This window comes from Corallococcus terminator (assembly GCF_049194865.1).
GTDB lineage: Bacteria > Myxococcota > Myxococcia > Myxococcales > Myxococcaceae > Myxococcus > Myxococcus terminator_A.
Genome location: NZ_JBLZWL010000119.1, coordinates 1 through 23173, shown reverse-complemented (window position 1 = coordinate 23173; position 23173 = coordinate 1). Strand labels below are relative to the sequence as shown.

General features: G+C 70.8%; 18 protein-coding genes. 10 read left to right on the top strand and 8 right to left on the bottom strand.

Annotation, left to right across the window (positions count from 1 at the left end; genetic code table 11):
* Positions 1–20 precede the first annotated feature (20 nt).
* Both ACN469_RS35975 and ACN469_RS35970 read right to left on the bottom strand, forming a co-directional pair.
* Positions 21–1880, bottom strand: a complete 1860-nt coding sequence (locus tag ACN469_RS35975) for a cytochrome c3 family protein (protein ID WP_498775605.1) — start codon at positions 1878–1880, stop codon at positions 21–23.
* A 264-nt stretch (positions 1881–2144) separates the two neighbouring features.
* Entirely contained in the window at positions 2145–4001 is a 1857-nt protein-coding gene (locus ACN469_RS35970) for a sensor histidine kinase (RefSeq protein WP_498775603.1), read from the bottom strand.
* Between the two features lie 303 nt (positions 4002–4304).
* On the opposite strand from ACN469_RS35970, the gene ACN469_RS35965 reads away from it, so the two are divergent.
* The 5 genes from ACN469_RS35965 to ACN469_RS35945 all read left to right on the top strand — a co-directional run bounded on the left by ACN469_RS35965 (position 4305) and on the right by ACN469_RS35945 (position 11598).
* Positions 4305–7358 (top strand): helicase-related protein, encoded by a 3054-nt coding sequence (locus ACN469_RS35965; RefSeq protein WP_498775601.1) that lies wholly within the window; start codon positions 4305–4307, stop codon positions 7356–7358.
* A 158-nt stretch (positions 7359–7516) separates the two neighbouring features.
* Positions 7517–8311: a TadE family protein gene (locus ACN469_RS35960; RefSeq protein ID WP_498775599.1), complete on the top strand. Its 795-nt coding sequence runs from the start codon at positions 7517–7519 to the stop codon at positions 8309–8311.
* Positions 8290–9825: a pilus assembly protein gene (locus ACN469_RS35955; RefSeq protein ID WP_498775597.1), complete on the top strand. Its 1536-nt coding sequence runs from the start codon at positions 8290–8292 to the stop codon at positions 9823–9825. The genes ACN469_RS35960 and ACN469_RS35955 overlap by 22 nt, the downstream gene beginning before the upstream one ends.
* A gap of 1 nt (position 9826) precedes the next feature.
* Entirely contained in the window at positions 9827–10777 is a 951-nt protein-coding gene (locus ACN469_RS35950; protein WP_498775595.1) for a hypothetical protein, read from the top strand.
* A complete protein-coding gene (locus ACN469_RS35945) occupies positions 10774–11598 on the top strand; it encodes a hypothetical protein (RefSeq protein WP_498775593.1) in 825 nt (274 codons plus the stop codon). Before ACN469_RS35950 ends, ACN469_RS35945 begins: the two co-directional genes overlap by 4 nt.
* A gap of 102 nt (positions 11599–11700) precedes the next feature.
* Here ACN469_RS35945 and ACN469_RS35940 read toward each other — a convergent pair whose 3' ends face one another.
* The 3 genes from ACN469_RS35940 to ACN469_RS35930 are packed head-to-tail and all read right to left on the bottom strand — an operon-like array spanning position 11701 to position 13297.
* Positions 11701–12261, bottom strand: a complete 561-nt coding sequence (locus ACN469_RS35940; protein ID WP_498775591.1) for a hypothetical protein — start codon at positions 12259–12261, stop codon at positions 11701–11703.
* A gap of 3 nt (positions 12262–12264) precedes the next feature.
* On the bottom strand, positions 12265–13026 hold the full coding sequence (locus ACN469_RS35935) for a hypothetical protein (RefSeq protein ID WP_498775589.1): 762 nt from the start codon (positions 13024–13026) through the stop codon (positions 12265–12267).
* Positions 13027–13072: 46 nt separating this feature from the next.
* A complete protein-coding gene (locus ACN469_RS35930) occupies positions 13073–13297 on the bottom strand; it encodes a hypothetical protein (RefSeq protein WP_498775587.1) in 225 nt (74 codons plus the stop codon).
* Between the two features lie 175 nt (positions 13298–13472).
* Between ACN469_RS35930 and ACN469_RS35925 the strand changes: the two genes are divergently transcribed.
* Complete coding sequence (locus tag ACN469_RS35925; RefSeq protein ID WP_498775585.1) at positions 13473–14132, top strand: hypothetical protein; 660 nt, start codon at positions 13473–13475, stop codon at positions 14130–14132.
* Here the strand turns inward: ACN469_RS35925 and ACN469_RS35920 are convergent.
* The 3 genes from ACN469_RS35920 to ACN469_RS35910 form a co-directional block, all read right to left on the bottom strand.
* Complete coding sequence (locus ACN469_RS35920; protein ID WP_498775583.1) at positions 14018–14977, bottom strand: hypothetical protein; 960 nt, start codon at positions 14975–14977, stop codon at positions 14018–14020. The genes ACN469_RS35925 and ACN469_RS35920 overlap by 115 nt on opposite strands.
* A 137-nt stretch (positions 14978–15114) precedes the next feature.
* Complete coding sequence (locus tag ACN469_RS35915; protein ID WP_498775582.1) at positions 15115–15492, bottom strand: hypothetical protein; 378 nt, start codon at positions 15490–15492, stop codon at positions 15115–15117.
* Between the two features lie 113 nt (positions 15493–15605).
* Entirely contained in the window at positions 15606–17369 is a 1764-nt protein-coding gene (locus ACN469_RS35910; protein ID WP_498775581.1) for an ABC transporter ATP-binding protein, read from the bottom strand.
* Between the two features lie 157 nt (positions 17370–17526).
* Between ACN469_RS35910 and ACN469_RS35905 the strand changes: the two genes are divergently transcribed.
* The 4 genes from ACN469_RS35905 to ACN469_RS35890 all read left to right on the top strand — a co-directional run.
* Positions 17527–17967, top strand: a complete 441-nt coding sequence (locus ACN469_RS35905) for a hypothetical protein (RefSeq protein ID WP_498775579.1) — start codon at positions 17527–17529, stop codon at positions 17965–17967.
* A gap of 178 nt (positions 17968–18145) precedes the next feature.
* Positions 18146–19279 (top strand): molecular chaperone DnaJ, encoded by a 1134-nt coding sequence (gene dnaJ, locus ACN469_RS35900; protein ID WP_498775577.1) that lies wholly within the window; start codon positions 18146–18148, stop codon positions 19277–19279.
* Positions 19280–19542: 263 nt separating this feature from the next.
* Positions 19543–21708 (top strand): ABC transporter substrate-binding protein, encoded by a 2166-nt coding sequence (locus tag ACN469_RS35895; RefSeq protein ID WP_498775575.1) that lies wholly within the window; start codon positions 19543–19545, stop codon positions 21706–21708.
* The coding region (locus tag ACN469_RS35890) for a WD40 repeat domain-containing protein (protein ID WP_498775573.1) at positions 21705–23173 on the top strand (1469 nt) is incomplete at its 3' end. The genes ACN469_RS35895 and ACN469_RS35890, both read left to right, overlap by 4 nt.

Below are 23173 nucleotides of genomic sequence, written 5' to 3'. Positions count from 1 at the left end.
TCCGGTGTGACTGGCGGCGGCTAGAGGCCGGCGCGCGGGTGCTGGGTATGACAGGCGCCGGTACACTGCTGGAAGGACTCTCTGCCTCCCCCGACGTACATGCTCTCGATGGGCCCGAACTTCGCCACGTGGCTGTCCGGGTAGCTCTTGTGGCACGACAGGCACGCGGCCTTGCTGGTGCGCTGGATGCTCTCCTTGGTCAGGTGACAGGAGGAGCACTTCTCCAGGGGCGCATCAAAGCGGTTGGAGCGCGAGTGGATGAAGTGCGTGCGCACGAAGATGGGGCCTTCCAGCTCGAAGCCCAGCGGCGCATGGCACCCGTTGCACGCGGCGCGGTTGTCGTTGCCGTGGAGGACTTCGGACAGCTCTCCGCCCTCGCTGTGGCAGCTGTTGCACGGGCCCGTCGTCAGCTTCGCCTCGGTGCGCTTCTTGGAGCCCACCTGGATTTCGATGGTGCGCGAGCCCGGCAGGTCCTCGCCCAGGTACACGCGGCGGCCCTTCACCGTCACCAGGTAGGTGCCCGGCGTGGCGTTGGCGGGAATCGTGTACTGCCAGGTGTCCGTGTTGGGACGGTCCCAGAGGCCCTCCCCGGGGAAGAACGCGCCGCGGAAGACGATGTTGGCGAAGGGCAGAATCGCGAACTGGGAGTAGACGCCGTCGCGCGCCTCGGTGGCCACCACCTGCTCATCGACCTCCGGGTCCAGGAACGCGTCGATGTCGATGATGGAGCGGATGGGCTGGATGTTCTGTGCGGGCCCGATGATTTGCGTCATCAGCATCCGCTCCCGGTGCTTGCGGCGGTAGTACGTCGTCGTCGCATCGAAGAAGGCCCGATAGTACTGAATGCCCGCCGCGTTTCCGCCAATGGGGGCGACCTCATTGTAGGCCGGCAGACTCCCCGAGGGGTGGAGCCGTTTGCCTTCCCCGTCCCGCAGGGTGACCTGGAAGGTGATTTCGGACCCGGGCGCGTAGGTGCCATCGCGGCGCGGCGGGGTGAGGGCCGCCACGTCGATGCCGAAGCCGTACGCATAGTCCGAGTCGTTCACCTGCTCCACGGGGATGGTGTAGGGGGCGAAGGGGCGCAGGCTCCAGCGCAGGCGCAGGGCGGTGGTGCCGGAGGACATCGAAAGGGTGCGCGCCTTGGCGTGCTCGTAGGCGTTGCGGACCTCCACGAGCGCCTCCTCCTCGAAGTCCTTGGCGCCCGTGCAGTCGGTGGGCGTCAGGCAGTCCCTCGTGGTGTGGATGGCGCGCAGGCGGCGGATGAAGAAGTCGTCGCTGCGGTCTCTGCGCTGGTGCTCGGAGCCGATGTTCAAGAGCACGGGCAGGCCGGTGAGGCGGCCGCGCGAGTCCACCGGCTCCACGGTGAAGAAGCTGGGCACGTCCATCCACGCCGCGCCCCGGTAGAAGCGGCGGCGGGTGTACGCGCCGGGGTTGCCCAGCAGCACCGGCTCCTCGTCCACCGCGCGCACGCCCGACCAGCCCAGGCCGGCGAAGTCGCTGGTGGTGCGCAGCGTCTTCAGATCCTTGTTGTCGACGAAGGACATGACGGCGGCGCGGATATCAATCTGGCTGATGAAGAAGGTGCCTCCCGCGCGCACGCGCACGAGCTTGCCCGTCCCGTTGTCCACCTCGAGCGCCAGGCCCACCGGCGTGGCGGGACGCGGGCGGCGCGAGTCGTCCAGCCCCGACAACGCCTGGGCCTCCGACTCCAGCGAGTCCACCGCGACGAAATCTGCTTCCGAGGCCAGGTCCGGTCCTCCGCAGGCCACCAGCAACCCCGTCACCGCCACCAGCAGAAACGTCCGGCTGGCCGTGGGGTAATCGAGCGAGCGGGGTACACACGCCTCGCGCTGGGACCAGGGTGCTCCAAGTCCACCCATGGGTGAATCTCCTCGTACGTGTGGTTTCGGGCACCGCAATTGGCGCCCCGGCCTGCGGACCCTGTAGCCCGTCGTCGGGGGGACGATGTGGGCCGGGTCTCTCCCGTTTCCGGGTTTCCCCGGTTCGAGCCTTTTTTAGCCGTACGAAGAATATCTGGAGTGAACAGATGTCTTCAACTTCTAGGAAAATAATCCGCTGTCCTCAAACCCCTGGAGGTGTCAGCTGTCGGAATTTTCCTATTTCACTGGAGCAATTACAGGGGGTTAGACACTGACTTGTAGGGCCAGGCAGGACCTGCCCTGGAGGGTCCTGGGAAGTTCAATAGTGAATTCCGCGCCTTCCCCGATTCGGCTTTGGAGGTGGATGGAGCCGCCGTGGGCTTCGACGAGCTGGTGGGCGATGTAGAGGCCCAGGCCGGTGCCGGGGTGGTGAGGGCCGCCGTCGCCGTGGACGCGCTCGAAGCGGCGGAAGAGGCGCTGCTGGTCGCCTGGAGCGATGCCCAGGCCCGCGTCCTTCACGGTGACGCGCACGTGGGTGGCGTCGCCGTGGACGCTCAGGTCGACGGGCTGGCCGTGGCCGAACTTGAGCGCGTTGCTCAGGAGGTTCGTCACCACGCGGTCCAGGCGCAGCCGGTCCCACTTCCCGGTGGCGTCGTCGTCCTCCTGGACGCGCACGGTGAGGGCGCAGCCGGCGGCGGTGGCCTGCTCGGCGTGACGTTCGGCCACCTCGCGCACCAGCGCGGCCAGGTCCACGTCCTCGCGGTCCAACGTCATGTGGCCGGCGGACAGGCGCGACAGGTCGAGCATGTTGTGCAGCAGCCGGCCCATGCGGCGCGCCTCTCCCTCCACGCCCGCCAGTCCCTCGCGCATGCGGGGCTCGTGCGCGCTGACGTCCAGGAGGCGCAGCCGCCGCAGCCTCAGTTGGAGCGAGCTCAGGGGGTTGCCCAAATCGTGCGCGGCCACGCCGATGAGCTCCAGCGCGCCCTGCGCCTCGGCGAGCAGGCGCGCGTTGTCCAGGGCGAGGGCGGCGCGGGCGGCCAGCTCCTCCATGAAGGCCCGGTCCACCTGGCCGTAGCGCCGCGCGCCGGTGGACAACAGGCACAGCGCTCCCAGCACGCGCGAGCCCACCGCCAACGGCACGGTGAGCGCGGACGTCACGCCCAGCACGCGCAAGAGCTCGCCGTGCGCGGTGCCCTCCAGCGCCAGGGGCAGCCGCTCCGGGTCGACCTCCGGCAGGAGCTCCACGCGGCCGGTGCACACCACGCGGCTGGGCCCCACCTCGTCGCCGTGCGGGCTGCGCAAGAGCGGCTCCCACAGTCGACTGGCGGCTTGCGTGTCCGCGCAGGCGACGGCCTGGGGACGCACCTGACCGTCCTCGGAGGGCAGGAAGAGGATGCACGCGTCGGCGACCTCGGGCACGCACAGGCGCGTGAGGGCCTCGCCCACTTCGCGTGCGCCGGAGAGGGGCTGCAGGACGCGGCCCGCCTCGGCGAAGAGGGCCTGGGCGCGCTCCATGCGGCGGCGCTCGGTGATGTCGCGCGTCACCTCGGCGAAGCCGCGCAGCCGGCCGCGCGAGTCCCACAGCGCGGTGAGCAGCGTCTCCGCCCAGAAGCGCGTGCCGTCGCGGCGCACGCGCCAGCCCTCGGACAACAGGCGCCCCTCGCGCGCGGCGCGCTCCAGGTGGGCCTGGGGGACGCCCGCGGCCACGGCGTCCTCGGGGTGCAGGTGCTCCAGCGCGCTGCCGGTGACGTCCGTCGCGGCCCAGCCGGTGAGGCGCTCCGCGCCGGCGTTCCACGCGGTGACGCGGCCGTGCCGGTCCAGGAAGCACAGCGCGTAGTCCGTCACGGCCTCCATCAGCAGTTGGAGGCGCTGCTCGCTGTGCTCGTGCCGGGCGTGCAGCGGGGCCAGCGCGTGGTGCAGCACGAAGCCCAGCGCGCCCACGCCGGCCAGGCCCACGCAGCCGGCCAGCAGCGTCTGTTGCAGCGCGAGGCGCGCGGCCTCTGTGTGATTGAGCAGTCCGTGCGCCGCGGACAGGAGTGTCGCGAGGAGCAGCAGACCGGCGAGCATGCAGGCGGACACACCCGCCCCGACTCGCTGAGCGAACGTCCAACGTCGCATCATGTGGCACTCCCCCCCGTCCCTAGCGGGAACCCGCATCAGGAAGGCGACCGCCAGCATCCCTGATACGAGGGGACGGGAACATTGCCCGGTTGGACAAAGTCGGAGTCGCCCCAGGGGGCTTCGTGACTCTCCCAGGGTGGAAGTTGGACCACGCGCCGCCGGGTTTCACGGGCCCGAGGGCGCCGGGCGCGGCAACTGGGGGGGTTGCGTGGCGGGCGGGGTGCCTCATCAACCGTGGCCATCTCCAGAGCTGGGGGTTATGAGGCGGACCCCCCTCTTTGCTCGGGTCGTCCCGCACCGCCTATGTCCCTCGTCGAAGGTCTGAAGGTCCGCTACCTCCCGCAGCCCGAATGGGGTGTGGGACACCTGCTGTCGCTCCAGGAGGAAGGCGCCAAGGCGTTGGTCGTCTTCCCCGCGCGGGAGGACGCCCCGGTGCTGGTGTCCACCAAGGGCGGTGCCCTGGTGTCGTATCCGCTGCCACCGGGTGAGCCGGTGCTGACGTACAAGGGGCGGCTGGCCCTCGTCGTGGCCGAGGAGCCGGGCGCGCGCGGTCTGCGCCGCTACGTGCTGCGCTACGCGGACACGGGCGAGGAGGACGAGCTGCCGGAGTCGGAGGTGCGCGCGCTGCCCCCACGCTCCGACCTCTTGTCCACGCTGCGCGAGGGCCGGGTGGGTGAGGCCCGCGCCTTCACGCTGCGCAAGCAGGCGCTCGTCTTGGACGACGAGCGCCGCTGTGACGCGCTGGGCGCGCTCCTGGCCAGCCGCATCATGGTGAAGCCGCACCAGGTGGGCGTGGTGCAGCGCGTGCTGTCCGCCCGCCGTCCGCGCTTCGTGCTCGCGGACGAGGTGGGCCTGGGCAAGACGATTGAAGCGGGCATGGTGTTCAGCGCGCTGCGCCTGTCGGGGCTCGTGCGCAGATGTCTGGTGGTGGCGCCCAGCCACCTCACCGTGCAGTGGCTGGTGGAGCTGTTCCACAAGTTCAACCAGCTCTTCACGCTGATGGACTCGGACCGCTACGCGCAGTCGCTCAAGGAGGCGCCGGACGTCTCCCCGTGGGCGCGCTTCCCCCTGGTGGTGACCAGCCTGGAGCTGCTCTCCCGCAGCGAGGAGCACCGCCAGGAGCTCGGCGCCGAGGACGCGTTCTGGGATTTGGTCATCATCGACGAGGCGCACCACCTCAAGGGTGAGCGGGCCTTCGAGGCGGCCAACGTCCTGGCGAAGAACTCCTGGGGCCTCTTGCTGCTCACCGCCACGCCCATGCAACTGGACCCGGCGGAGTACCACGGGCTGCTCACGCTGATTGACGCGGCCACCGCGCCCAGCGTGGCGGGCTTCGAGGAGCGCCTGGCGCGCCAGGAGGAGCTGTCCGCCGCCGTGCGCGCGCTGATGGAGGGCGGCAAGGGCAAGCCCGACGCGGCGGTGAAGGCGCTGGCGAAGCGCTTCCCCGAGGACGCGCGGCTCAAGACGCTCAAGGAGCCGGAGGCCCTGCTCCAGCACCTGGCGGAGACGTACAGCCTGAGCGACAGGTTGGTGCGTAACCGTCGTGCGGTGGTGGGTGGTTTCTCCTCGCGCAGGCTGCACCGCCACCCGGTGACGCTGCCCGTGGAGGAGCTCAAGATTCGCGACGCGGCGCTGGCCACGTTGGCGGCGGGGACGCTGCGGGGCGCGCCGCTGGGCAACGTGCTGCGGCGGCTGGAGTCGAGTCCCGCGGCCTTCGCGGGCGCGGTGCGGGCGAACCCGGTGCTGAAGGCGCAGTCAGAAGCGCTGAAGCTGCCCTCGCGCGACGCGAAGTTCAGCGCCTTCCTGGGCGTGCTGCGCGGCGTGTGGAAGGCGGAGCCCGAGGCGAAGGTGCTCGTCTTCACGGAGAGCCGGGACACGCTGGAGATGCTCCAGGCGGAGCTGGGGCGCGAGGGCGTGGAGGCGCTGGGCTACCACGGTGACCTGCCGCTGGTGGAGCGCGACAGGCAGGTGGCGCGCTTCCGGGGGCCCGAGGGTCCGAAAATCCTGCTGTGCACGGAGGTGGGCGGCGAGGGCCGCAACTTCCAGTTCGCGCACCACCTGGTCCACTACGACCTGCCCTGGAGCCCGGCCACGGTGGAGCAGCGCATCGGCCGGTTGGACCGCATCGGCCAGACGCACCCGGTGGAGATTCACGTCTTCGACGCGGTGGGCACGCTGGCGTCGGACGTGCTGACGTTGCTGGCGGACGCCGTGGGTGTCTTCGGCGAGACGGTGGGTGGCCTGGACGCGGTGCTGGAGGAGGTGGAGGACCGGCTCGCGGAGCTGGCGCTCCTGCCGCGCGAGGCGCGCGTGTCCTACGCCGCCGAGCTGAAGGCGAAAGTCGAAGCGGCGCGCGAGCAGGTGAAGCGCGCGTATGACCCGCTGCTGGACGTGCGCAGCTTCGACCGGCCCGCGGTGGAGCGGCTGGTGAAGCGCGCCCAGGAGCGGATGGGCCTCGAGCCCGACGAGGACGAGGACGGCGAGGCGCCCGGCGTGGAGGACGGCCTGTGGAGCGTCGCGCGCGACCTGGACGAGCGGCTGGAAGAGACGGTCGCCGAGCTGGCGCGCCGGGTGGGCATCGGCGTGGACATCGACGAGCAGGTGGAGGCCTTCCAGGTGGCCTTCCAGTTCGGCCACGCGCTGAAGGTGGACGGGCTGCCGGGGCTGGACGTCACGGAGGACCACACGCGCCTGGGCACCTTCTGGCGCGACACGGCGGTGGAGGCGGAGGAGCTGGAGTACTTCGCCACCGGCCACCCGCTGGTGGAGGCCCTCTTCGGCTTCCTGCGCGACGGGCCCTACGGGCGCAGCGCCTTCCGCTTCATCGAGAAGCGCGGGCCGCTGAAGGCGCGCGGCTTGGAGCTGCTCTACCACGTGCAGCTCCCGGAGCCGGAGGACACCTCCCCGGGCGCGCGCGTGCCCAGCCGCCAACTGGCGCGCTTCCTGGAGCGCACCCTGCTGCACGTGGCGGTGGCGGAGGACGGTGCGGGCGGGCCCAAGGTGGAGAACTCGCTGATCCCCGCGCTGGAGGCCGACGGCAAGTCGCTCAAGGGGGACGAGGTGGGGCGCGCCTTCCCGGGCTTCGACACCTTCGTGGACGCGGCGGTGCCGGTGGGCCAGCGGGGCGCCGAGGCCGCGCTGAAGAAGCTCACCGCCTCCGCCCGCGAGTCCATTGAAGCCGAGCGGGACGCCGCCCTGGAGCGCCTGCGCCTGTCCCTGGACCACCAGGGCCTGTCCGACGAGGCCCTCGCGGCTCAGCTCGGCGCGGAACACGCACACTACGTGCGCTTGCTCCAAGCCCTGGACGGGGCCAAGGTGACGCTCGACTCCGCCTGCGGGTTCGTCATCAACCGCTGAGAGGCCTCTCGGCGAAAGAGAAGTCGTGACGCGGAGTGTCATCCGCATTCAGCGGACAGTCCCACTGTGTCGCACACGGTGGGACTGGGTGCCGAGTTTGGCTACCGGTCCACTTGACCGATTCCTCAATCAACAAGATTCAGGGAATTGATTGATGTATGGTTCCCCCCGCCACGTTACCCACATCCAAGCAATCCGGACAGGCGGCGGTGGAAGCGGCTTTGACGCTCCCGCTCGTGGTGTTCCTGGTGTTGGGGACGCTGCAGCTCTTCATGATGTTGCAGGCGCGCATCCTCGCGCAGGTGGCGGTGTACCGGGCGGTGCGGGCGGGCAGCCTCAACCACGCTGACTGCCTGCCGATGATGCACGCGGCACTGGTGACGATGCTGCCGTCCGTCGTCCGCACGGACAGCCCCCAGGTTCTGGCGGATGCGTTCCGGAGGCGGCGGGACAACGAGTACTGGGTGACGAGCTCCCAGGGGAACCTCTTCACCGGGCCCATGGTGGAGATTGTCCGCGACTCGCCGGACCCCGCGTGGGTGAGCGGGCTGGCGGGCAACGAGGACCTGCTCTTCGACCAGCCCACGGACAACGACGCGGCGCTCGACAACCGCACGTTGGAGATCCGCATGGTGGCCTGGTACTACATGCGCATCCCCTTCGCGAACTGGGTGATGAGCCGGATGTTCCTGGCCCACTTCGGGTTGCGCGAATACACGGCCACCAATCCGCTGATGCCGGCGCAGAAGCGCTCGGAGTGGTGGAACGACGAGGCGCCGCCGCTCGGGCCGAATGACTGGCCGGGTGGGGCGCTGGACGAGCGCATGGTGACGTGGAGCGACCGGGGCCACTTCGTCTTCCCCATCCAGGTCCACGCGGCGATGCGGATGATGACGCCGGTGATGGCCGAAAACTTCTCGCGAGGCGCCGAATGTCCCGTCACCGGCTTCTGACATCCTCGCGAGGGCAGGCCCTCGTGCTGTTCGCGCTGACGCTGCTCCTGCTCGCGCTGATGGTGCTGCTGACGCTGGGCTTCGGCATGCGCGCCAAGGAGCGCGTCGAAATCCAGATGGCCGCGGACGCGGCGGCGTACAGCCAGGCGGTGGCGACGGCGCGCACGTTCAACGCGATTTCGGTGATGAACCGCGCGCAGGTGGCCCACATGGTGGCCATGGCCGGCACGCAGGCGCTCATCAGCCGCAGCAGCCAGGTCTACGCGGCGCACCTGGTCTGCACGCCCGCCTTCACCCCGGTGGTGTGGGAGGTGATGGACAAGGCCGCGGCCACGCAGGTGAAGGTGCTCCAGGGCAGCGCGGGCAACCTCTACCGGGCGGGGCTGAACATCTACGGCCACCTGCTGCGCGAGCACATCTCCGACCAGCGGCTGGCGGTGCGCATCGCAAAGGGCGCCAACGCGGAGCTGGAGGCCACGCCGGAAGGCGCGGGCAAGAGCTTCAAGGAGCTCAACGGCGATGACGAAGTGCCCAACCACGAAGACCTGATGAACGCGGTGCGACGGGGCGGCGGCGCGTGTGGCGGCGGCGCGGTGTGCCCGGTGGGCGGCAGCACGTCCGCGCACCTCAACGCCACCATGGGCAGCATGGGTTGGACGTGGGTGCACAACCGGCCCACGGGCAGCGCGGGGTTCGGCACGGGCGGGGCGGCCCGGTCCGCGGGCTTCCGGCGCTACGGCGCGGCCGCGGAGATGGACTCCTCGACGTACACCACGGTGTCGGGCCGCAACTCCTCGGCGCATGACCATGCGACCGCCATCATGCCCACGCGGTGCGCCAGCAACCCGCCCCCCATCCCGGTGCCGGTGACGGATGCGTGGGTGATGTCCGACGAGCGGCAGACGCCCGAGGACCAGCACGTGTACGGCCTGCGCCTGCCTCCGGGACAGGCGCCGGAGGCCGGAGAGCCGCTGTTCGAGCGGCACACGCTGGGGATGTGCGTGTCGTGCCCGGGCATCTGGCCGTTCGCCATGAGCTACAACGTGGACTCGCTGCAGCGGGGGGCGGGCAACCACTATGGCCAGCCGAAGCTGTACTCGGTGCTGCACCGCGACTACGGCAGCGATTTGAGGCGGCGCAACCCGGACCCGTGGAACCTCTTCTTCCGGTTCAAGTTCGCCGCGGAGAACACGACGGCGTTCGACAACGCGATTCCGCTGGGGCGCTCGCGTCCGACGGGGCGTGAGAGCGTGCAGCGCAACCAGGTCGCGCTGTCGGCGGGCATCGTCTACTACCACCGGCCTCGCGCGGCGGCGCAGGGCGGGGGATGGCGCGAGCCGCCCAACTTCCTCAACCCCTTCTGGCGCGCCACGCTGGTGAGTCCGGAGGGCTCCACGGATGACAGGCCCGCGGCGAGCCTGGAGGCGGCGGGCTTCGCCGAGCACGGCCGGGTGCTGCGGGAGCTGGAGCAGGCGGGCTATCGCGGCGGCAGCAGGCGGGGAGGGGGGTACTGACATGCGCTCGCGAGCGGCACGAGGACAGTCCCTCATCGAGACGTCGCTGGGGTTGATGGTGTTCATCACCATCCTCCTGTTCGGCATCTACTTCGCGGAGGTGGGGGCGCTGACGTTGAAGGTGCAGGAGGCCGCGAACTTCGCGATGTGGAACGCGACGGGCCGTGTGATGCATGACCCGGAGGACGGCGAGTGGCAGCGGGCCTCGGCGGTGACGGGGGCGCTGGCGGAGGCGAATGGCCGCTATGTGGACTACGACGGCCGCAGCCGTATGGAGGGCGGGGGTGGAGTGCCGCTCCAGCTGGCGATTGCGCGCGCGCAGCCCATCCAGGTGGACTGCGAAGCGGCGCTGCCCGCCGGGGTGCCCACGCTGAGGCCGGCGGATGCGCAGGGGCCGCTGGCGGCCATGCGTGTACGGACGGAGGGCATGCAGTGCACGGCCTCCACGCGGCTGCGCGCCGAGCGCATCGGTCGCTTCATGGAGCCGAGCTTCTTCCAGGTGTCGCAGCGGCGCGCGGCGGCGACCTTCCGGGTGTGCGCGGCGGGTCGCGCGACGGAAGGCGAGTGCCGGGGCCGGTTTGGCTTGTTCCTGGATGACTGGGGCCTGTCCACGGTGGCGGAAGGGCGGGCCTGCGCGCTGAGCCTGAACAGCGGGGCGGTCTGCGGCAACCGGGACTACTACCTCTGGGCGGAGCGCGTGTACCGGACGAACGGCGGAGGCGGTGGCGCGGGTTCGGCGCTCGCGGCGCTGGTGGGCTCGGAGTCGGTGAGTGAGGACCAGTTCTTCATGAGCTTCCGAGGCGAGGAAGACCGCTACCAGGAGAACATCGGCGGGACGCACGCGGGCGGTCAGTCGGTCTGGGAGACGACGCCCTTCAGCGCACCGAACCTGAGTCGCCCGTACAACGTGCCCCGGCAGAATCGGTGGCTCGGCGGAGTGCGGGTGCGGTGAGGTCCGTGTTCGCCGCGCTGGTGCTGCTGTGCGCGGCCCCTGTGTTCGCCGCCGCGCCCCCGAGCGCCGCGTCCGCGAGCCCGAAGGTCGAAGCAGGCGCGCGCTCAGCCACGAAGCCCGGCGCCGTGCCCTCGAGGCCCAAGCCGAGCACGCCCCCGGTGCCCACGGGCACGGAGCCGCCGTCCGGTGCGCCGCGCTTCGCCTGGCCCTCGATGCGCGTCCTGGAGCAGATCGACGCCAACGAAGTGGTGGAGGCGGGTGGCGTGCCGGTGGTCCTTCGCGCGGTGGTGGTGAAGGAGCGCGCGGAAGACCTGCTCCAGCGCTTCGCGGATGCGTTCCGTGCCGGTGGCCTGCACGTCCCACCGGGCAACGAACAGCCCCAGCTCGCGAGCGGCGCGGCCATGCTCACCGCCGTCGACATGCACCGGGGCATCACCTTCACCGTCATCCTCCAGCCGCAGGACGGCGGAGTCACCCTCGTCTACCTGGGCGAGGCGAATCACGCGCTCCGCCGTGAGCCCGGTGTCGCCGGCGATATCGCGTCGCTGCCCCCGGGCGCACAGCAAGTGCTGCGCGTGAATGACGAGAGCTCCAGGACGATGTCCTTCCTCGTGCCCATGTCAGCGGGCGAGGTGGACGCCTTCTACGCCCAGGCCCTGGGCCGCGACGGATGGCGCCGCGAGGACGGCGACATGACGGTGTACACGCGCTCCGGCGAGGAGCTGCGCCTCGTGCACGAGCCCGCCGAGGGTGGCCTGCGCTCCGTCGTCCTCGTGCACCGGGGCCGCGCCCGCGCGCGCGAAAGCCACGTCACGCCCTGACACCGCGCCACGGCCCTCACGCCGGCTGGTTCCTGTCAGCCTCGTATCAGGTTCGTCGCTCGCGGCGGCGCGGCGTCCAGCGCCCGCCCTCGGCGACCTGCTTCAGGCGCGCAGCTTCTCGCGCAGCGTCTTGGCGCGGCCCTGCATGTCGGGGTCCATGCTGGTCAGCTCCACCGACTTCAGGCGCTGGTCCAGACTCTGCGGCACCTTCTTCGGCAGCTTGCCCTCTTCGGCCAGCCCCTCCAGCCGGGCCAGCGCCTTGTCGACGATGCGCTCGCGTGGATGGTCCAGCAGGCTGTCGAGGAAGTACGCGTCCTCGGGCAGCTCCGGGTACTTCTCCAGGTAGTCCACCACGGCCTTCACCCAGTCGGCGCGCGTCTCGGACTCGGTGACTTTCTGCATGGCCTGCTTCTGGGCCTTGCGCTTGCCCTCCGGGTCGAACGTCTTCGCCAGTCCCTCGGGAAGCTCGCCGCCGGTGAAGAGCGCGTCCGCGGCGGTCTTGTACTTCTGGTAGCTCGCGCTGCGCTCAATCTTCTGCTGCGCGGGGTCATCCTGGCGGGAGTGGTACTTGCTGCCCTTGGCGCGCCCCGCGTCGATTTCTCGCCACGTCTTGTCGCGCTTGCCGGAGAAGCCGCCGCCGTTGTCGTCCCTGTCCTTGGCCATCCTTCATCTCCCCTTGCGTGCGCCCCAGAGCGCCGCGAGTCCGCTTCGGACGAGGGTGCGCACCGCCCCCAGCTCCTGTGCGGTCAGGGGCTGCTCCTCGTCCTGCTCCGCCTCGAAGAGCGCCTCGTCCGCATACGTCCGCAGGGACTCGGGCACCGGTGGAGCCGTCGTGTCCGCCATCAACGCCGCCGAGCGCACCGAAGCGACTCCCGGCGACCAACCCAGCTCCAGCATGGCGTACAGCTCGAAGAGCAGGTGGCGGGCGACCCCGTATCCTTCGTCCGTGAGCCCCGCGGCGTCAAGCGCGCCCAGCAGGGCATCCTGTCGGTTTTCGAAGGAGTGCATCAGCCGCGTGCGCGCCTTCTCGTCGTCCTCCAGGTAACGCCAGGCCGCCTCCACGAATTCGCCCGTGGGCTCGTCCGGGTGGAAGGCCGGCGGCAGGGTGGCCTTGACCTTCTTCGGCCGGGGCGGGCGAGGGCCGTCCTCCAGGCGCACCGCGCGCCCCTCCTCCACCAAATCCCAGAGGCCCAAGAGGTTCTGGTACAGCAGCCGGGCGACGTCGGGCGAGGGGAAGCGCGGCTCCTCCTCGAACAAGCCTGGAATCACGTCGCTGTGCGGGCGCCCCTTGGCGTGGGCCGCCTGCATGCGGGCGAGCACCTGCGCGGTGTCGCAGGAGCTGCCGGACATCTCCAGCAGTCCGTCGAGTATCTGCGCGCCCTCGAACTCGCGCGTGAAGTCCTCACCTCTGTCCTTGGAGCGGCTCATGGCGGCGGGGACGCTTACCCCGGCGGGCAGCCGAGCGCACGCGGCATCAGTGCTCCTCGGGCCACTCGCCCATCAGCGCGTCCTGGCGCTCCTTGGGATTGGAGGTCCACTCGAAGTCCTCGGGGACATGGCCGCCGCCGTGCTGGCGTTCGCCGTCCCAGCTCACCAGCGCGGTGAGGAAGTGCTCGTCGGGCTCACCCGTCACCTCGGCGCGGTTGCCGGAGACGGTGAAGGGGGTGTCCAGGGGTTCGTCGGGGATGATGATGGCCATGGCGGGGCTCCGCGCGGCAGGCGCACCCGCGCCAGATGTCCGCTGGCGCACGCGCCCGCCGCTTCCTTTCTCAAGCTGGGCAGACGGACGCGGGTGCGGGAGCGGGTGGGGCCAGGCGGGCGGGGGCACGGCCGCCTTCCGTTTCAGACGCGGCGCCCCTAGTCTCCGACTCCTGATGGCCGAGTCCTCGCCCGAGACGTTGAAGACCGCGGTGCAAGCGCTCTCCCGCGTCCACGCGGTGGAGGGCCCGCCGGGGGAGAATGGCCTGCGCACCGTGTGGCACATGGGCATGGACGGCGCGGAGCTGATGTCGCAGGTGGACCTGGATGGCCGGGTGCGACGGCAGGAGCTGACGCTGCTGGAGGACCACTACATGTGGGCCAGCGGCGAGGGCGTGCGCACCGGCCGCGTGGAGACCGAAGGCGCGCGCGCCAGTCCCGCGGCGGCCGTGGTGAAGGCGGATCCGCAGCTCGTCCCCCACCGGTTGGTGCGCGCCGCGCAGGCCATGGGCACCTACACCGGGCAGGACCGCTACATCCTGCACATGCAGCGGGTGCTGGCGCTGGCCCGCGAGGGATTGGAGATGGCCGGCGCGGGCATCCTCCTCTCGCGCGAGACGCAGCGTCCGTCGGAGCCCACGCTGCCGTCGCTGGAGTCCTCGCCCGCGCCCGTGCCCGCCCCGGAGCTGGCGGCCCCGTTGCAATACGTGTACGGCGCGCCTCACCCGGAGGAGGTGGTGCCGCCGGAGGCACGCGGCTCCGAGGGCCTGGTGATGCTCGCCGTGTTCGGCGTGGGCGTGGTCGTCGGCCTCCTGTTGCTCATCTGGCTGCTCTGAGCCGGAGCGACGTCGAGCCCCAGCAGTCGCAGCATGTCCAGCGTGGTGGGCACCGCGCCCCGGTTTCGGCGGAGGGTGATGTGCGCGCTCTCGGCCACCGACTGCACCGGGTGCACGTCCATCACCAGCAGCGCCGTCACGGCGGCCGCGGGCACCAGCCGGTGCGCCCAGCGAGGCGCGGGACGGGAGGCCTCGCGGCGGGTGCCTCGCGCCAGCAGCATGAGGCCCAGCACGGCCAGCAGGGACATGCACAGCCAGCGCACCTCGCGCAGCCTCGCGGCGGCCTCCATGCCGGAGGCCACCCACTCCTCGCGCATCGACTCCGGCACCTGGCCCAGGCCGGTGAGCATCTCCAGGAAGTGCCGCGCTTCCAGCGCGCCCACCGCCGCCACCGCGCCCAGTGACGCCGTCACCCCGCTGGCGAGCAGCAGCCCCCGGCCTCGCCTGCGTCCTCCCGCCTCTTCCGCGCAGGACGGACCGAAGCGCGCCAGCGCGAGCCCCAGCGCCAGCCCCAGGAGCAACGCGGCGCTCGTCCACGCCCCCAGGAGGCGGGGGGCCATGGCGCGGCCCGTGCTCATCGCGACGTCCAGCGCGGTGTCGTGGGTGGACAGGCGAGTCAGGCTGGACATGGCTCGGCCCACCAGCACCTCCGTGCCCAGCAGCCCCACCATCCACGGCAAGGTGGCCATGCCCCACATGACGGCGAGCGGCACCCGGCGCCCCAGGCCGGTGCTGGCCAGGGCGAGCGACAGCAAGGGCAACTCCACGAGTAGTGCCAGGGCCACCACGGCGGCGAAGGGACCGGCGGCGTCCACCGTGCCCGCAAGGGCCGTAGGACCGTGCATCAGGGGTGCGAGTGTGAAGCACCACAGAAACACGGTGACGGGCACGGACGAGGCCACGGAGAGCCCGGGCGCGAAACGGAGCCGCAGAGTAACAAGCATTCCAGGAGAGAGTAGTCTCTCCGGGTAATTCTTGGAATTCAGACTGGGGGACGACCGACCAGCCAGTACACGACGCTGGAGAGGGCGCCGACGACGGGGGATACGAGCACACCCAGCAGGTAGAGGCTGGGACAGTCGCCTTCGGCGCAGCCGATGCGGCCGTAGGCGAGGGCCCCGCCGAGCAGCAGGGGGATGTGCATGCCGATGAGGAAGATGCCGGCGCCGCGCACGACGAGGCCCCGGTACCACGTCCGTGTCCACAGCCGGAAGACGATGGGGACCAGGACGAGGGTGACGGTGGCCGAGGCGGCGAGCGCGAGGTGCCGCGCGGACACGGCGACGCACGCCACGGCCGCGAGGGCCAGTGCGGGCACGAGCAGCAGCGCGTTGTGGGACAGGGGCTCCCGGTGACGCATCAGACAACGGGGACGCTGGCAGAGCCCGCGGGCGCAGGCAAGCGGCGCGGTGGGTGGGTGTCTCCTGCTCCTCACCTCGGCCGCCGCGCCTGCCCGGCTCGATTCCAGCGCCGCTACGCCGCGACGGCGCCTTCACCCAACAGCCGCAGGTAGCGGCCTCGCAGCGCGAGCAGCTCCGCGTGTGTGCCGGACTCCACCACGCGGCCCTCCTCCACCACGGCAATCACATCCGCGTCGCGCACGGTGGACAGGCGGTGCGCAATCACCAGCACCGTGCGCCCCCGCATCAGCGTCTCCAGCCCCGCGCCCACCGCCGCCTCGCTCGCCGCGTCCAGCGCGCTGGTGGGCTCGTCCAGGAGCAGCACCGACGGCTTGCACAGGAACGCGCGCGCCAGCGCCAGCCGCTGCCGCTGCCCGCCCGACAGCCGGCTGCCGCGCTCGCCCACGGACTCGTCGAGTCCCCCAGGCAGCGCGCGCACGAAGTCCTCCGCGTGCGCCAGCGCGAGCGCCTCCCACAGCTCCGCGTCCGTCGCCTCCGGCCGGCCCAGCCGCAGGTTGTGTCGCACCGTCCCGGAGAACAGCACCGGCTCCTGCGGCACCCACGCCACCTGGCCGCGCACGCTCGACGGCTTCAGCGACTCCAGCGGCGCGCCGTCCCACAGCACGCGCCCGCCCGACGACGGCAGGAAGCCCAGCAGCACGGAGAACAGCGTCGTCTTCCCCGCGCCGGACGGCCCCACCAGCGCCACGCGCTTGCCCGCGGGCACCACCAGGTCCACGCCCCGCAGCGCCTCGCGCCCGTCCTGGTACGTGGCCTTCACGCCCTCCAGCACCAGCGCCTGGGACAGCGGACCCGCGGCGTCCCCCGTGTCCGGCGGCGCGGGCTCGTCCGCGATGGAGAACAGCCGCTCCGCCGCCGCCAGGCCCGTGAGCACTTGAGACAGCGTGCCGCTCAATGATTTGACAGGCTGATACAGCAGCAACGCGGCTGCGAGAAAGGACAACAGCCGTCCCGCGAGCTCAGGGTCCGCCGACACCGCGCGCGCGCCCCAGGCCACCGCCATGGCCACGCCGGCGATGCCGAGCAGCTCCACCGTGGGGCTCACCGCGCCGCGCAGGAACAGCGAGCGGCGCATCTCCCCCAGGTACTTGTCCGCCTCCACGTCGAAGGACTCGAGCGCGCGCGCCTGCCCGCCGTAGGCCTGCACCACCGGCAGATTCTGGAGCTGCTCGGCCGTCAGCGACGTCAGCGCGCCCAGGCTCTGCAGCGAGCGGGCGGCGACCTTCTTGAGCGAGCGGGCGAAGCGATTGATGGGCAGCACGGTCACCGGCACCACGATGAACGTGAAGAGGAAAAGCTTCGCGTCGATGAGGAAGCACGTCGCCAGCAGCGCCACCGCCTGCAGCCCATCCTTCACGTACGATGACAACGCCTGCGTTATCGAGAACTCGACGAGCGGCACATCCGACGTGAAGCGCGACAGCAGCTCGCCAGAGTGTCGCCGCTCGAAGAACGCGGGCGGCTGGCCGAGCAGCCGTCCGTAGAGAAAACCGCGCAGGTCCGCCATGACGCGCTGGCCCAGCCGCTGCATCAGACCGCCCTGGAGGAACTGGGCGAGGGCCTTCACCAGCGCGAGCGCCACCACCACCAGCGGCAGTCGCCGCAGCAACACCTCACCTGGCAGGGACACGCCGGCCACGGTGACGGGCTGGTCCGTGAGCACCGCGCGCAAGAGCGGCCCGACGACCCACGCATAGGCGGAGGTCGCCGCGGCGGCGACGAGTGACGCGCAGACACCCGCCGCGAGCAGTCGGCGGTAGGGGCGCAGGTAGCCGAGGAGCCGGCGGTAGACGTGAGGGGAAGGACGAGGAGCCACTGTTTGGCGGCGGACTCTGTCACTGAGTCGTCAGAGGACCAAGTCTAGAGGCATGCCAGTCGGCGCGCCTCGTCGGCTGCTTTCCCACCAGCCGTCACCAGCAGGCAGGCCCGTTCCGTTGCCCCGCTTCGTCCCTGCGGACAGGTTCAGGGGAGCCATGGACACCAATAACGAAAAAGAGGTCCTTTTCAATCCGGGCTGCGAGGCGGTGGTTGAAGATGAGGAGCGTCGCCGACTCCTATGGCTCATGGCCGAGTACTTCCGCACCATCGGATACACGGACATCAAAGCCCGTCTCCCCGGATTCATGCCGCCTCCCATCCTGTCGGGGACCATCGAGGACGCTCGTCCCGACTTCACCTGCCGCCAGTCCGACTCGGCGCGCACGCCCATCATCCTGGAGATTGTCACGCCCTCCATGGTGGACGAGCCGACCGCGGAGAACCGGTGGAGCCTGCTGGCCAGCGCCGCCAAGCTCTACAACGCGGAGCTGCACTTCGTGGTGCCCAAATGGGCCTCCACCGGAGCGGTGGACCCGGCGCTCAAACGCAGGCTGGCCCGGATGGAGCTCACCGCCAACCGCGTGTGGACCGTCTAGCCCACCCGCCCTCACCTGATCCGCCTCCTTCTCTCTTCCGCCGCCTCGGGGCCGCCTCCATGGCCCCCGGGCGGCCTTGGTTTTGCCCCTCGGATTGCTGGCGCGTTTCGCTGCGTTATAGTGACTCAGAGTTTTTCGCGGCGTTAGAAAGTCCAGCAAATTCCAGGGGTTGAAGCGAATGCCAGCAGCGGCGGCGAGTCAGAAACGCGACTACTACGAGATCCTGGGCGTCCAGAAGACCGTCTCCGCGCAGGAGTTGAAGAGCGCGTTCCGCAAGGTGGCGCTCCAGTACCACCCGGATCGCAACCCGGGGAACAACGAGGCCGAGGAGAAGTTCAAGGAAGCCTCGGAGGCCTACGAGGTGCTGAGCGACCCCGATCGGCGGGCGAAGTACGACCGCTTCGGACACTCGGGCAATCCGTTCGAGGGCTTCGGTGGCGCCGGCGGCGGGTTCCAGGGCGTCAACATCAACGACATCTTCGGCGAGATTTTCGGCGACATCTTCGGCGGTGGCCGGGGAGGTGGGCGTCGCACCAGCTCGCGTGGCGCGGACCTGCGCTACAACCTGGAGATCACCTTCGAGGAGGCCGCGTTCGGCAGCCGCCCCAAGGTGACGATTCCCAGGCCGAAGAAGTGTGAGACGTGCACCGGCTCCGGCAGCAAGAGCGGCGCGGGTCCTCGTGCGTGCGGCACGTGCGGTGGCAGCGGTGAGCTGCGCTACACGCAGGGCTTCTTCGCGGTGTCGCGTCCCTGCGGTGACTGCGGCGGCACGGGCGCGGTGGTGCCGGACCCCTGCGCGCGCTGCAAGGGCTCCGGGAAGACGCCCTCCGAGGAAGTGATTGAGGTCGCCATCCCCGCGGGCGTGGACAACGGCACGCGGGTGCGGCTGACGGGCATGGGGGAGCCGGGAGACCGGGGTGGCCCCGCCGGAGACCTCTACGTCACCGTCATCGTCAAGGAGCACCCGCTCTTCCAGCGCGAGGAGTACGAGGTCTTCTGCGAGGTGCCCATCTCCTTCACCCACGCGGCGCTGGGCGCGAAGATCGACGTCCCCACGCTCGACGGGAAGGTGAAGATGACCATCCCCGCCGGCACCCAGTCCGGGAAGGTCTTCCGGCTGAAGGCCAAGGGCATCCCCCACCTGCACAGCCAGCAGCGGGGAGATCAGCACGTGCGCGTCGTCGTGGAGACGCCCACGGAGCTGTCCTCCAAGCAGCGCGAGCTCCTGGAGAAGCTCGCGGAGCTGTCCGGCGAGGAGTCCCATCCGCAGTCCAAGAGCTTCTTCGCCAAGGTGAAGGAGCTGTTCGGCTGATCAACGCCGTGCGGCACGGAGGCGTCAGGGCCGCCCGCTTGTCCCGGTAGCAGGGGAGAGCGAGCGCGGCCCTTCGTGTCTCGCCGTGGCCTCGGGGCCGCGTGGGCGTGGCTCGGGCGCCGCGCCAACGTGAGGAAGTCAACGTCCCACGGGCGTGGACGGTCGGGCACGAGGGGTGCAAAGCGGGAGGGGTTCCACGAGGAATCTTCTCCCCGCTCCGTTGTCGACGGAGGCGCGTCGCCGCTGCTATGCACCCCACTGCCATGGAAGTCCTGCCCACCTTGCGCCGCTCGCTCCTCGTCGCGCTGGCCCTGCTGCTGACGGCCTGTCCTCGACCCTCACGCACCCCACCCGCCGGTGGCGACACGGGAGAGGAGGTCCCCACGGGAGACCCCTTCCCCAAGCGGCCCACCGTCGAAGCGAAGAAGGACCCGGCCGCGGACGCGGCGCTCGCCCAGGCGAGGCAGACGGCCCAGGCCGCGCCCGACAAGAAGAAGGCCGCGGAGGCCTACCTGTCGGTGCGCAAGGCGTACCCGGCGACGACGGCGGGCCAGGACGCGCTCTACCAGGCCGGCGTCCTCTTCTTCGAGTCGAAGGACTACGTCAACGCGCGCAAGTCCTTCAACGAGCTGCTCTTCGAGAACCCCCTCTACAACCAGGCCGAGGACGCCAAGCGCAAGCTGGCGCTGTCCGCCATGGAGGTGGGCGCCTACCGCGACGCGTACCAGACGCTGTCCAGCCTGGCCGAGCGCGCCGAGGGCGCCGAGCGTGAGCAGCTGCTGCGCGACGCGGCCCGGGCGGCCGAGGGCGCGGGGCTGTATGGCCAGTCGCTGACGCTGGCGGTGGAGCAGGCGGGACAGGCGAAGACGCAGCAGGAGCGCGACGCCGCGGTGGCCCGGGTGGAGGCGCTGGTGGAGGGCCGCGCGGACTTCGTGGACATCGCCCGCGTGGCGGAGGGCCTGCCCTCGTCCAACCCCGCGTGGCCGGTGCTCACCTTCAAGCTGGCGCGCGTCTACTACCACCTGCGTGAGTGGACGCGGCTGGAGGAGACGCTCAACCGCTTCCTCGCGGAGGCGCCGCAGAGCTCCTTCGCGCCCCAGGCTCGGGAGCTGCTCGCGCGGGCCACGCGGCGCGTGGAGGCGAAGCCGAAGACGGTGGGCGTGCTGCTGCCCATGACGGGCCGCTACCAGCCCATCGGCGAGGCGGTGCTGCGCGGCATCCAGCTGGGGCTGGAGGGCAGCGACATCGAGCTGGTGGTGAAGGACACGCAGGGCGACGTCAACAAGACGGGCCAGTCGATGGAGCAGCTCGCCTTCGACGACGGCGCGATTGCGGTACTGGGGCCGCTCCTGGGGGACGACTCCAAGCGCGCGGCGCTGGCGGCCGAGGAGCTCCAGCTGCCGCTGCTCACCATGACGCGCCAGGAGGGTGTCACGGACCTGGGCCCCTACGTGTTCCGCAACATGCTGACGAACGCCGCGCAGGCGGACGCCATCGCGGACTACGCCATCAACGTGAAGGGCTACAAGAAGTTCGCCCTCCTGTACCCGAACATCCCCTATGGCGTTGAGCTGGCGGACTCGTTCTGGGACCAGGTGACGGAGCGCGGCGGAGTCGTCCGGGGCGCGGAGCGCTACTCGCATGACCAGACGACCTTCACCACCGAGGCCAAGAAGCTGGTGGGCCGCTACTACCTGGAGGACCGCGGCGACTACGTCGAGGGCGTGCGCGACTTGCAGGGGGAGAACCTGGACGCCTTCCGTCGCCGCAAGGCGCTGGAGAAGGTGAAGAGTGGCGTGGAGCCCATCATCGACTTCGAGGCCATCTTCATGCCGGACGACTGGCGGCGGGTGAGCCTCGTCGCTCCGGCGCTGGCGGTGGAGGACATCGTCACCAACGCGTGCGAGCCGCGCGACCTGGAGCGCATCCGCAAGACGACGGGCAAGAAGGAGCTGAAGACGGTGACGCTCTTCGGCGCCAACCAGTGGAGCAGCCCGAAGGGGCGCTCGGGCCTGCCGGAGCTCATCGAGCGCGGCGGCAAGTTCGTCACCTGCTCGGTGTACGTGGACGGCTTCTTCGTAGACTCGCAGCGGCCGGCGACGCGCGCCTTCGTGCGCAAGTACCGCGAGTCGTACAAGCAGGAGACGGGCAAGGACCCGGGGCTCCTGGAGGCGATTGGTTACGACTCCGGGCGCATGCTGCGGCAGCTCGTGGAGAAGAAGGAGGGTGGGCCTCGCACGCGCGCGCAGATGCGTGACGCGCTGGCCAACCTGAAGGACTTCGACGGCGCCACCGGCCGCACCTCGTTCAACGAGAAGCGCGAGGCGGTGAAGCAGCTGTTCCTCCTGTCCATCGACAACAAGGGCGTCACCGAAATCAACGTGGACAAGGAGCGGGAGAAGGCGGCGTCGGGAGGCTCGGGTTCATGAGGTGGAAGGCGGGGCTGCTGGCGGCGGGATTGCTGGCGGCGGTGGGCGGTGGGTGCGCGCATCAGACGGCACGGCTGGCTCCGGAGGTGGAAGCGCGGCTGGGCCAGACGCAGGGCGCGTATCTCACCGGCCAGGCGGCGGGGCTCGAGAAGGGCGCCATCCTCAACCGGACGGACTTCATCTGGGGCCTGGACTTTTCGCCCCGTCAGCACCGCGTCGCCTACACGCGGCTGGGCGCGCGCTCCTACTTCCTGTCCCTCTGGGCGCTGGAGACGCCGCCTCGCAAGCTGGGCGACCCGCTCGTGAATGCGTACGAGTTCGACGTGGAGGGCGTGGCCTTCTCGCCGGACGGAGGCCTGGTCGCCACCGCGGGCCGTGACGGCACCGTGCGGCTGTTCGACGCGGCCACGGGAGAGGCTCGCGGCGTGCGTGTCACCGAGGAGCCGCTCACCGTGGTGGCCTTCCACCCGGACGGCCGCTGGCTGGTGGCGGGTGGGGCGAAGGGGCTGCTCACCGTGCTGTCCGTGCCGGACCTGGCCCACGCCTCCGAGGCGCGCGGGCACGAGGGGCCGGTGAGCGCGGTGGCCTTCGCTCCGGACGGGACGCTGTACTCCGGAGGCTGGGACAAGCACGTGCGCGCGTGGCGCACGGGCCTGGAGTCCGTGTCCTCGCAGGGGACGCGCGCGCGCTTCGAGCGGCGGGGTGGCTCGGCGGTGGTGGGTGGCTCGGTGAATGGAAAGGCGCCGGTCAGCTTCGCGCTGGACGCGCGCGTGCCCGCAATCGTCGTGACGGGCGAGGCGGCCACCGCGGCGGGCATCGACGTGGCCTTCCTGAAGGAGACGGTGGACGTGCCGGGCCCGCTGGGCATCACCCAGGCGCGGCTGGCGCGCGGCCAGTCCCTGCGCTTCAAGTCGCTGGTGGTGCGCGACGTGGACGTGGCGGTGTGTGACGCGTGCGTGCCCCAGGGCGTGCAGGGTGTGCTGGGCGCGCCCTTCACGGAGCGGGTGGGCGTGTCCTTCGACGAGGTCAACCACGAGGCCCTCCTCACGCTGAAGTCGCAGGCCCCGCAGGCCCCGGAGGACGCGGCGCGCGTGGAGACGCTGGTGCTGGCGGCGCGCTCGGACTTCACCTTCCCCGCGTACGTCAGCGACGTCACCGTGGACGCGCGCGGGCAGCGGCTGGGCGTGGGCCTCTCCGAGCAGAAGCCGGAGCGGGACCGCGCTGTCTATGAGCGGGAGCGGCAGGGCGTGGAGGAGCCACAGGGGCCCTTCAACGCGGGCGCGGTGGTGGACGCGGCCTCCGGCCAGGTGCTGCACAAGTGGCCGGTGCACCGGGGCGTGGTGTCCACCGCGGCCATCTCTCCGGACGGACGCTCGCTTGTCTCCGGAGGCTGGGACAAGAAGGTGCACCTCTTCACCGAGGGCGAGTCCACCGCGCGAGGGACTCACTCGTTCGACTGGTCCGT

What these genes read in the sequence shown, in the direction of transcription:
- ACN469_RS35915 (WP_498775582.1), bottom strand. Translation starts at nt 15,492, where the DNA reads ATGCGTCACCGGGAGCCCCTGTCCCACAACGCGCTGCTGCTCGTGCCC.
- ACN469_RS35935 (WP_498775589.1), bottom strand. Translation starts at nt 13,026, where the DNA reads ATGAGCCGCTCCAAGGACAGAGGTGAGGACTTCACGCGCGAGTTCGAG.
- dnaJ (WP_498775577.1), top strand. Translation starts at nt 18,146, where the DNA reads ATGCCAGCAGCGGCGGCGAGTCAGAAACGCGACTACTACGAGATCCTG.
- ACN469_RS35975 (WP_498775605.1), bottom strand. Translation starts at nt 1,880, where the DNA reads ATGGGTGGACTTGGAGCACCCTGGTCCCAGCGCGAGGCGTGTGTACCC.
- ACN469_RS35950 (WP_498775595.1), top strand. Translation starts at nt 9,827, where the DNA reads ATGCGCTCGCGAGCGGCACGAGGACAGTCCCTCATCGAGACGTCGCTG.
- ACN469_RS35970 (WP_498775603.1), bottom strand. Translation starts at nt 4,001, where the DNA reads ATGATGCGACGTTGGACGTTCGCTCAGCGAGTCGGGGCGGGTGTGTCC.
- ACN469_RS35930 (WP_498775587.1), bottom strand. Translation starts at nt 13,297, where the DNA reads ATGGCCATCATCATCCCCGACGAACCCCTGGACACCCCCTTCACCGTC.
- ACN469_RS35940 (WP_498775591.1), bottom strand. Translation starts at nt 12,261, where the DNA reads ATGGCCAAGGACAGGGACGACAACGGCGGCGGCTTCTCCGGCAAGCGC.
- ACN469_RS35920 (WP_498775583.1), bottom strand. Translation starts at nt 14,977, where the DNA reads ATGCACGGTCCTACGGCCCTTGCGGGCACGGTGGACGCCGCCGGTCCC.
- ACN469_RS35955 (WP_498775597.1), top strand. Translation starts at nt 8,290, where the DNA reads ATGTCCCGTCACCGGCTTCTGACATCCTCGCGAGGGCAGGCCCTCGTG.
- ACN469_RS35895 (WP_498775575.1), top strand. Translation starts at nt 19,543, where the DNA reads ATGGAAGTCCTGCCCACCTTGCGCCGCTCGCTCCTCGTCGCGCTGGCC.
- ACN469_RS35925 (WP_498775585.1), top strand. Translation starts at nt 13,473, where the DNA reads ATGGCCGAGTCCTCGCCCGAGACGTTGAAGACCGCGGTGCAAGCGCTC.
- ACN469_RS35905 (WP_498775579.1), top strand. Translation starts at nt 17,527, where the DNA reads ATGGACACCAATAACGAAAAAGAGGTCCTTTTCAATCCGGGCTGCGAG.
- ACN469_RS35965 (WP_498775601.1), top strand. Translation starts at nt 4,305, where the DNA reads ATGTCCCTCGTCGAAGGTCTGAAGGTCCGCTACCTCCCGCAGCCCGAA.
- ACN469_RS35960 (WP_498775599.1), top strand. Translation starts at nt 7,517, where the DNA reads ATGGTTCCCCCCGCCACGTTACCCACATCCAAGCAATCCGGACAGGCG.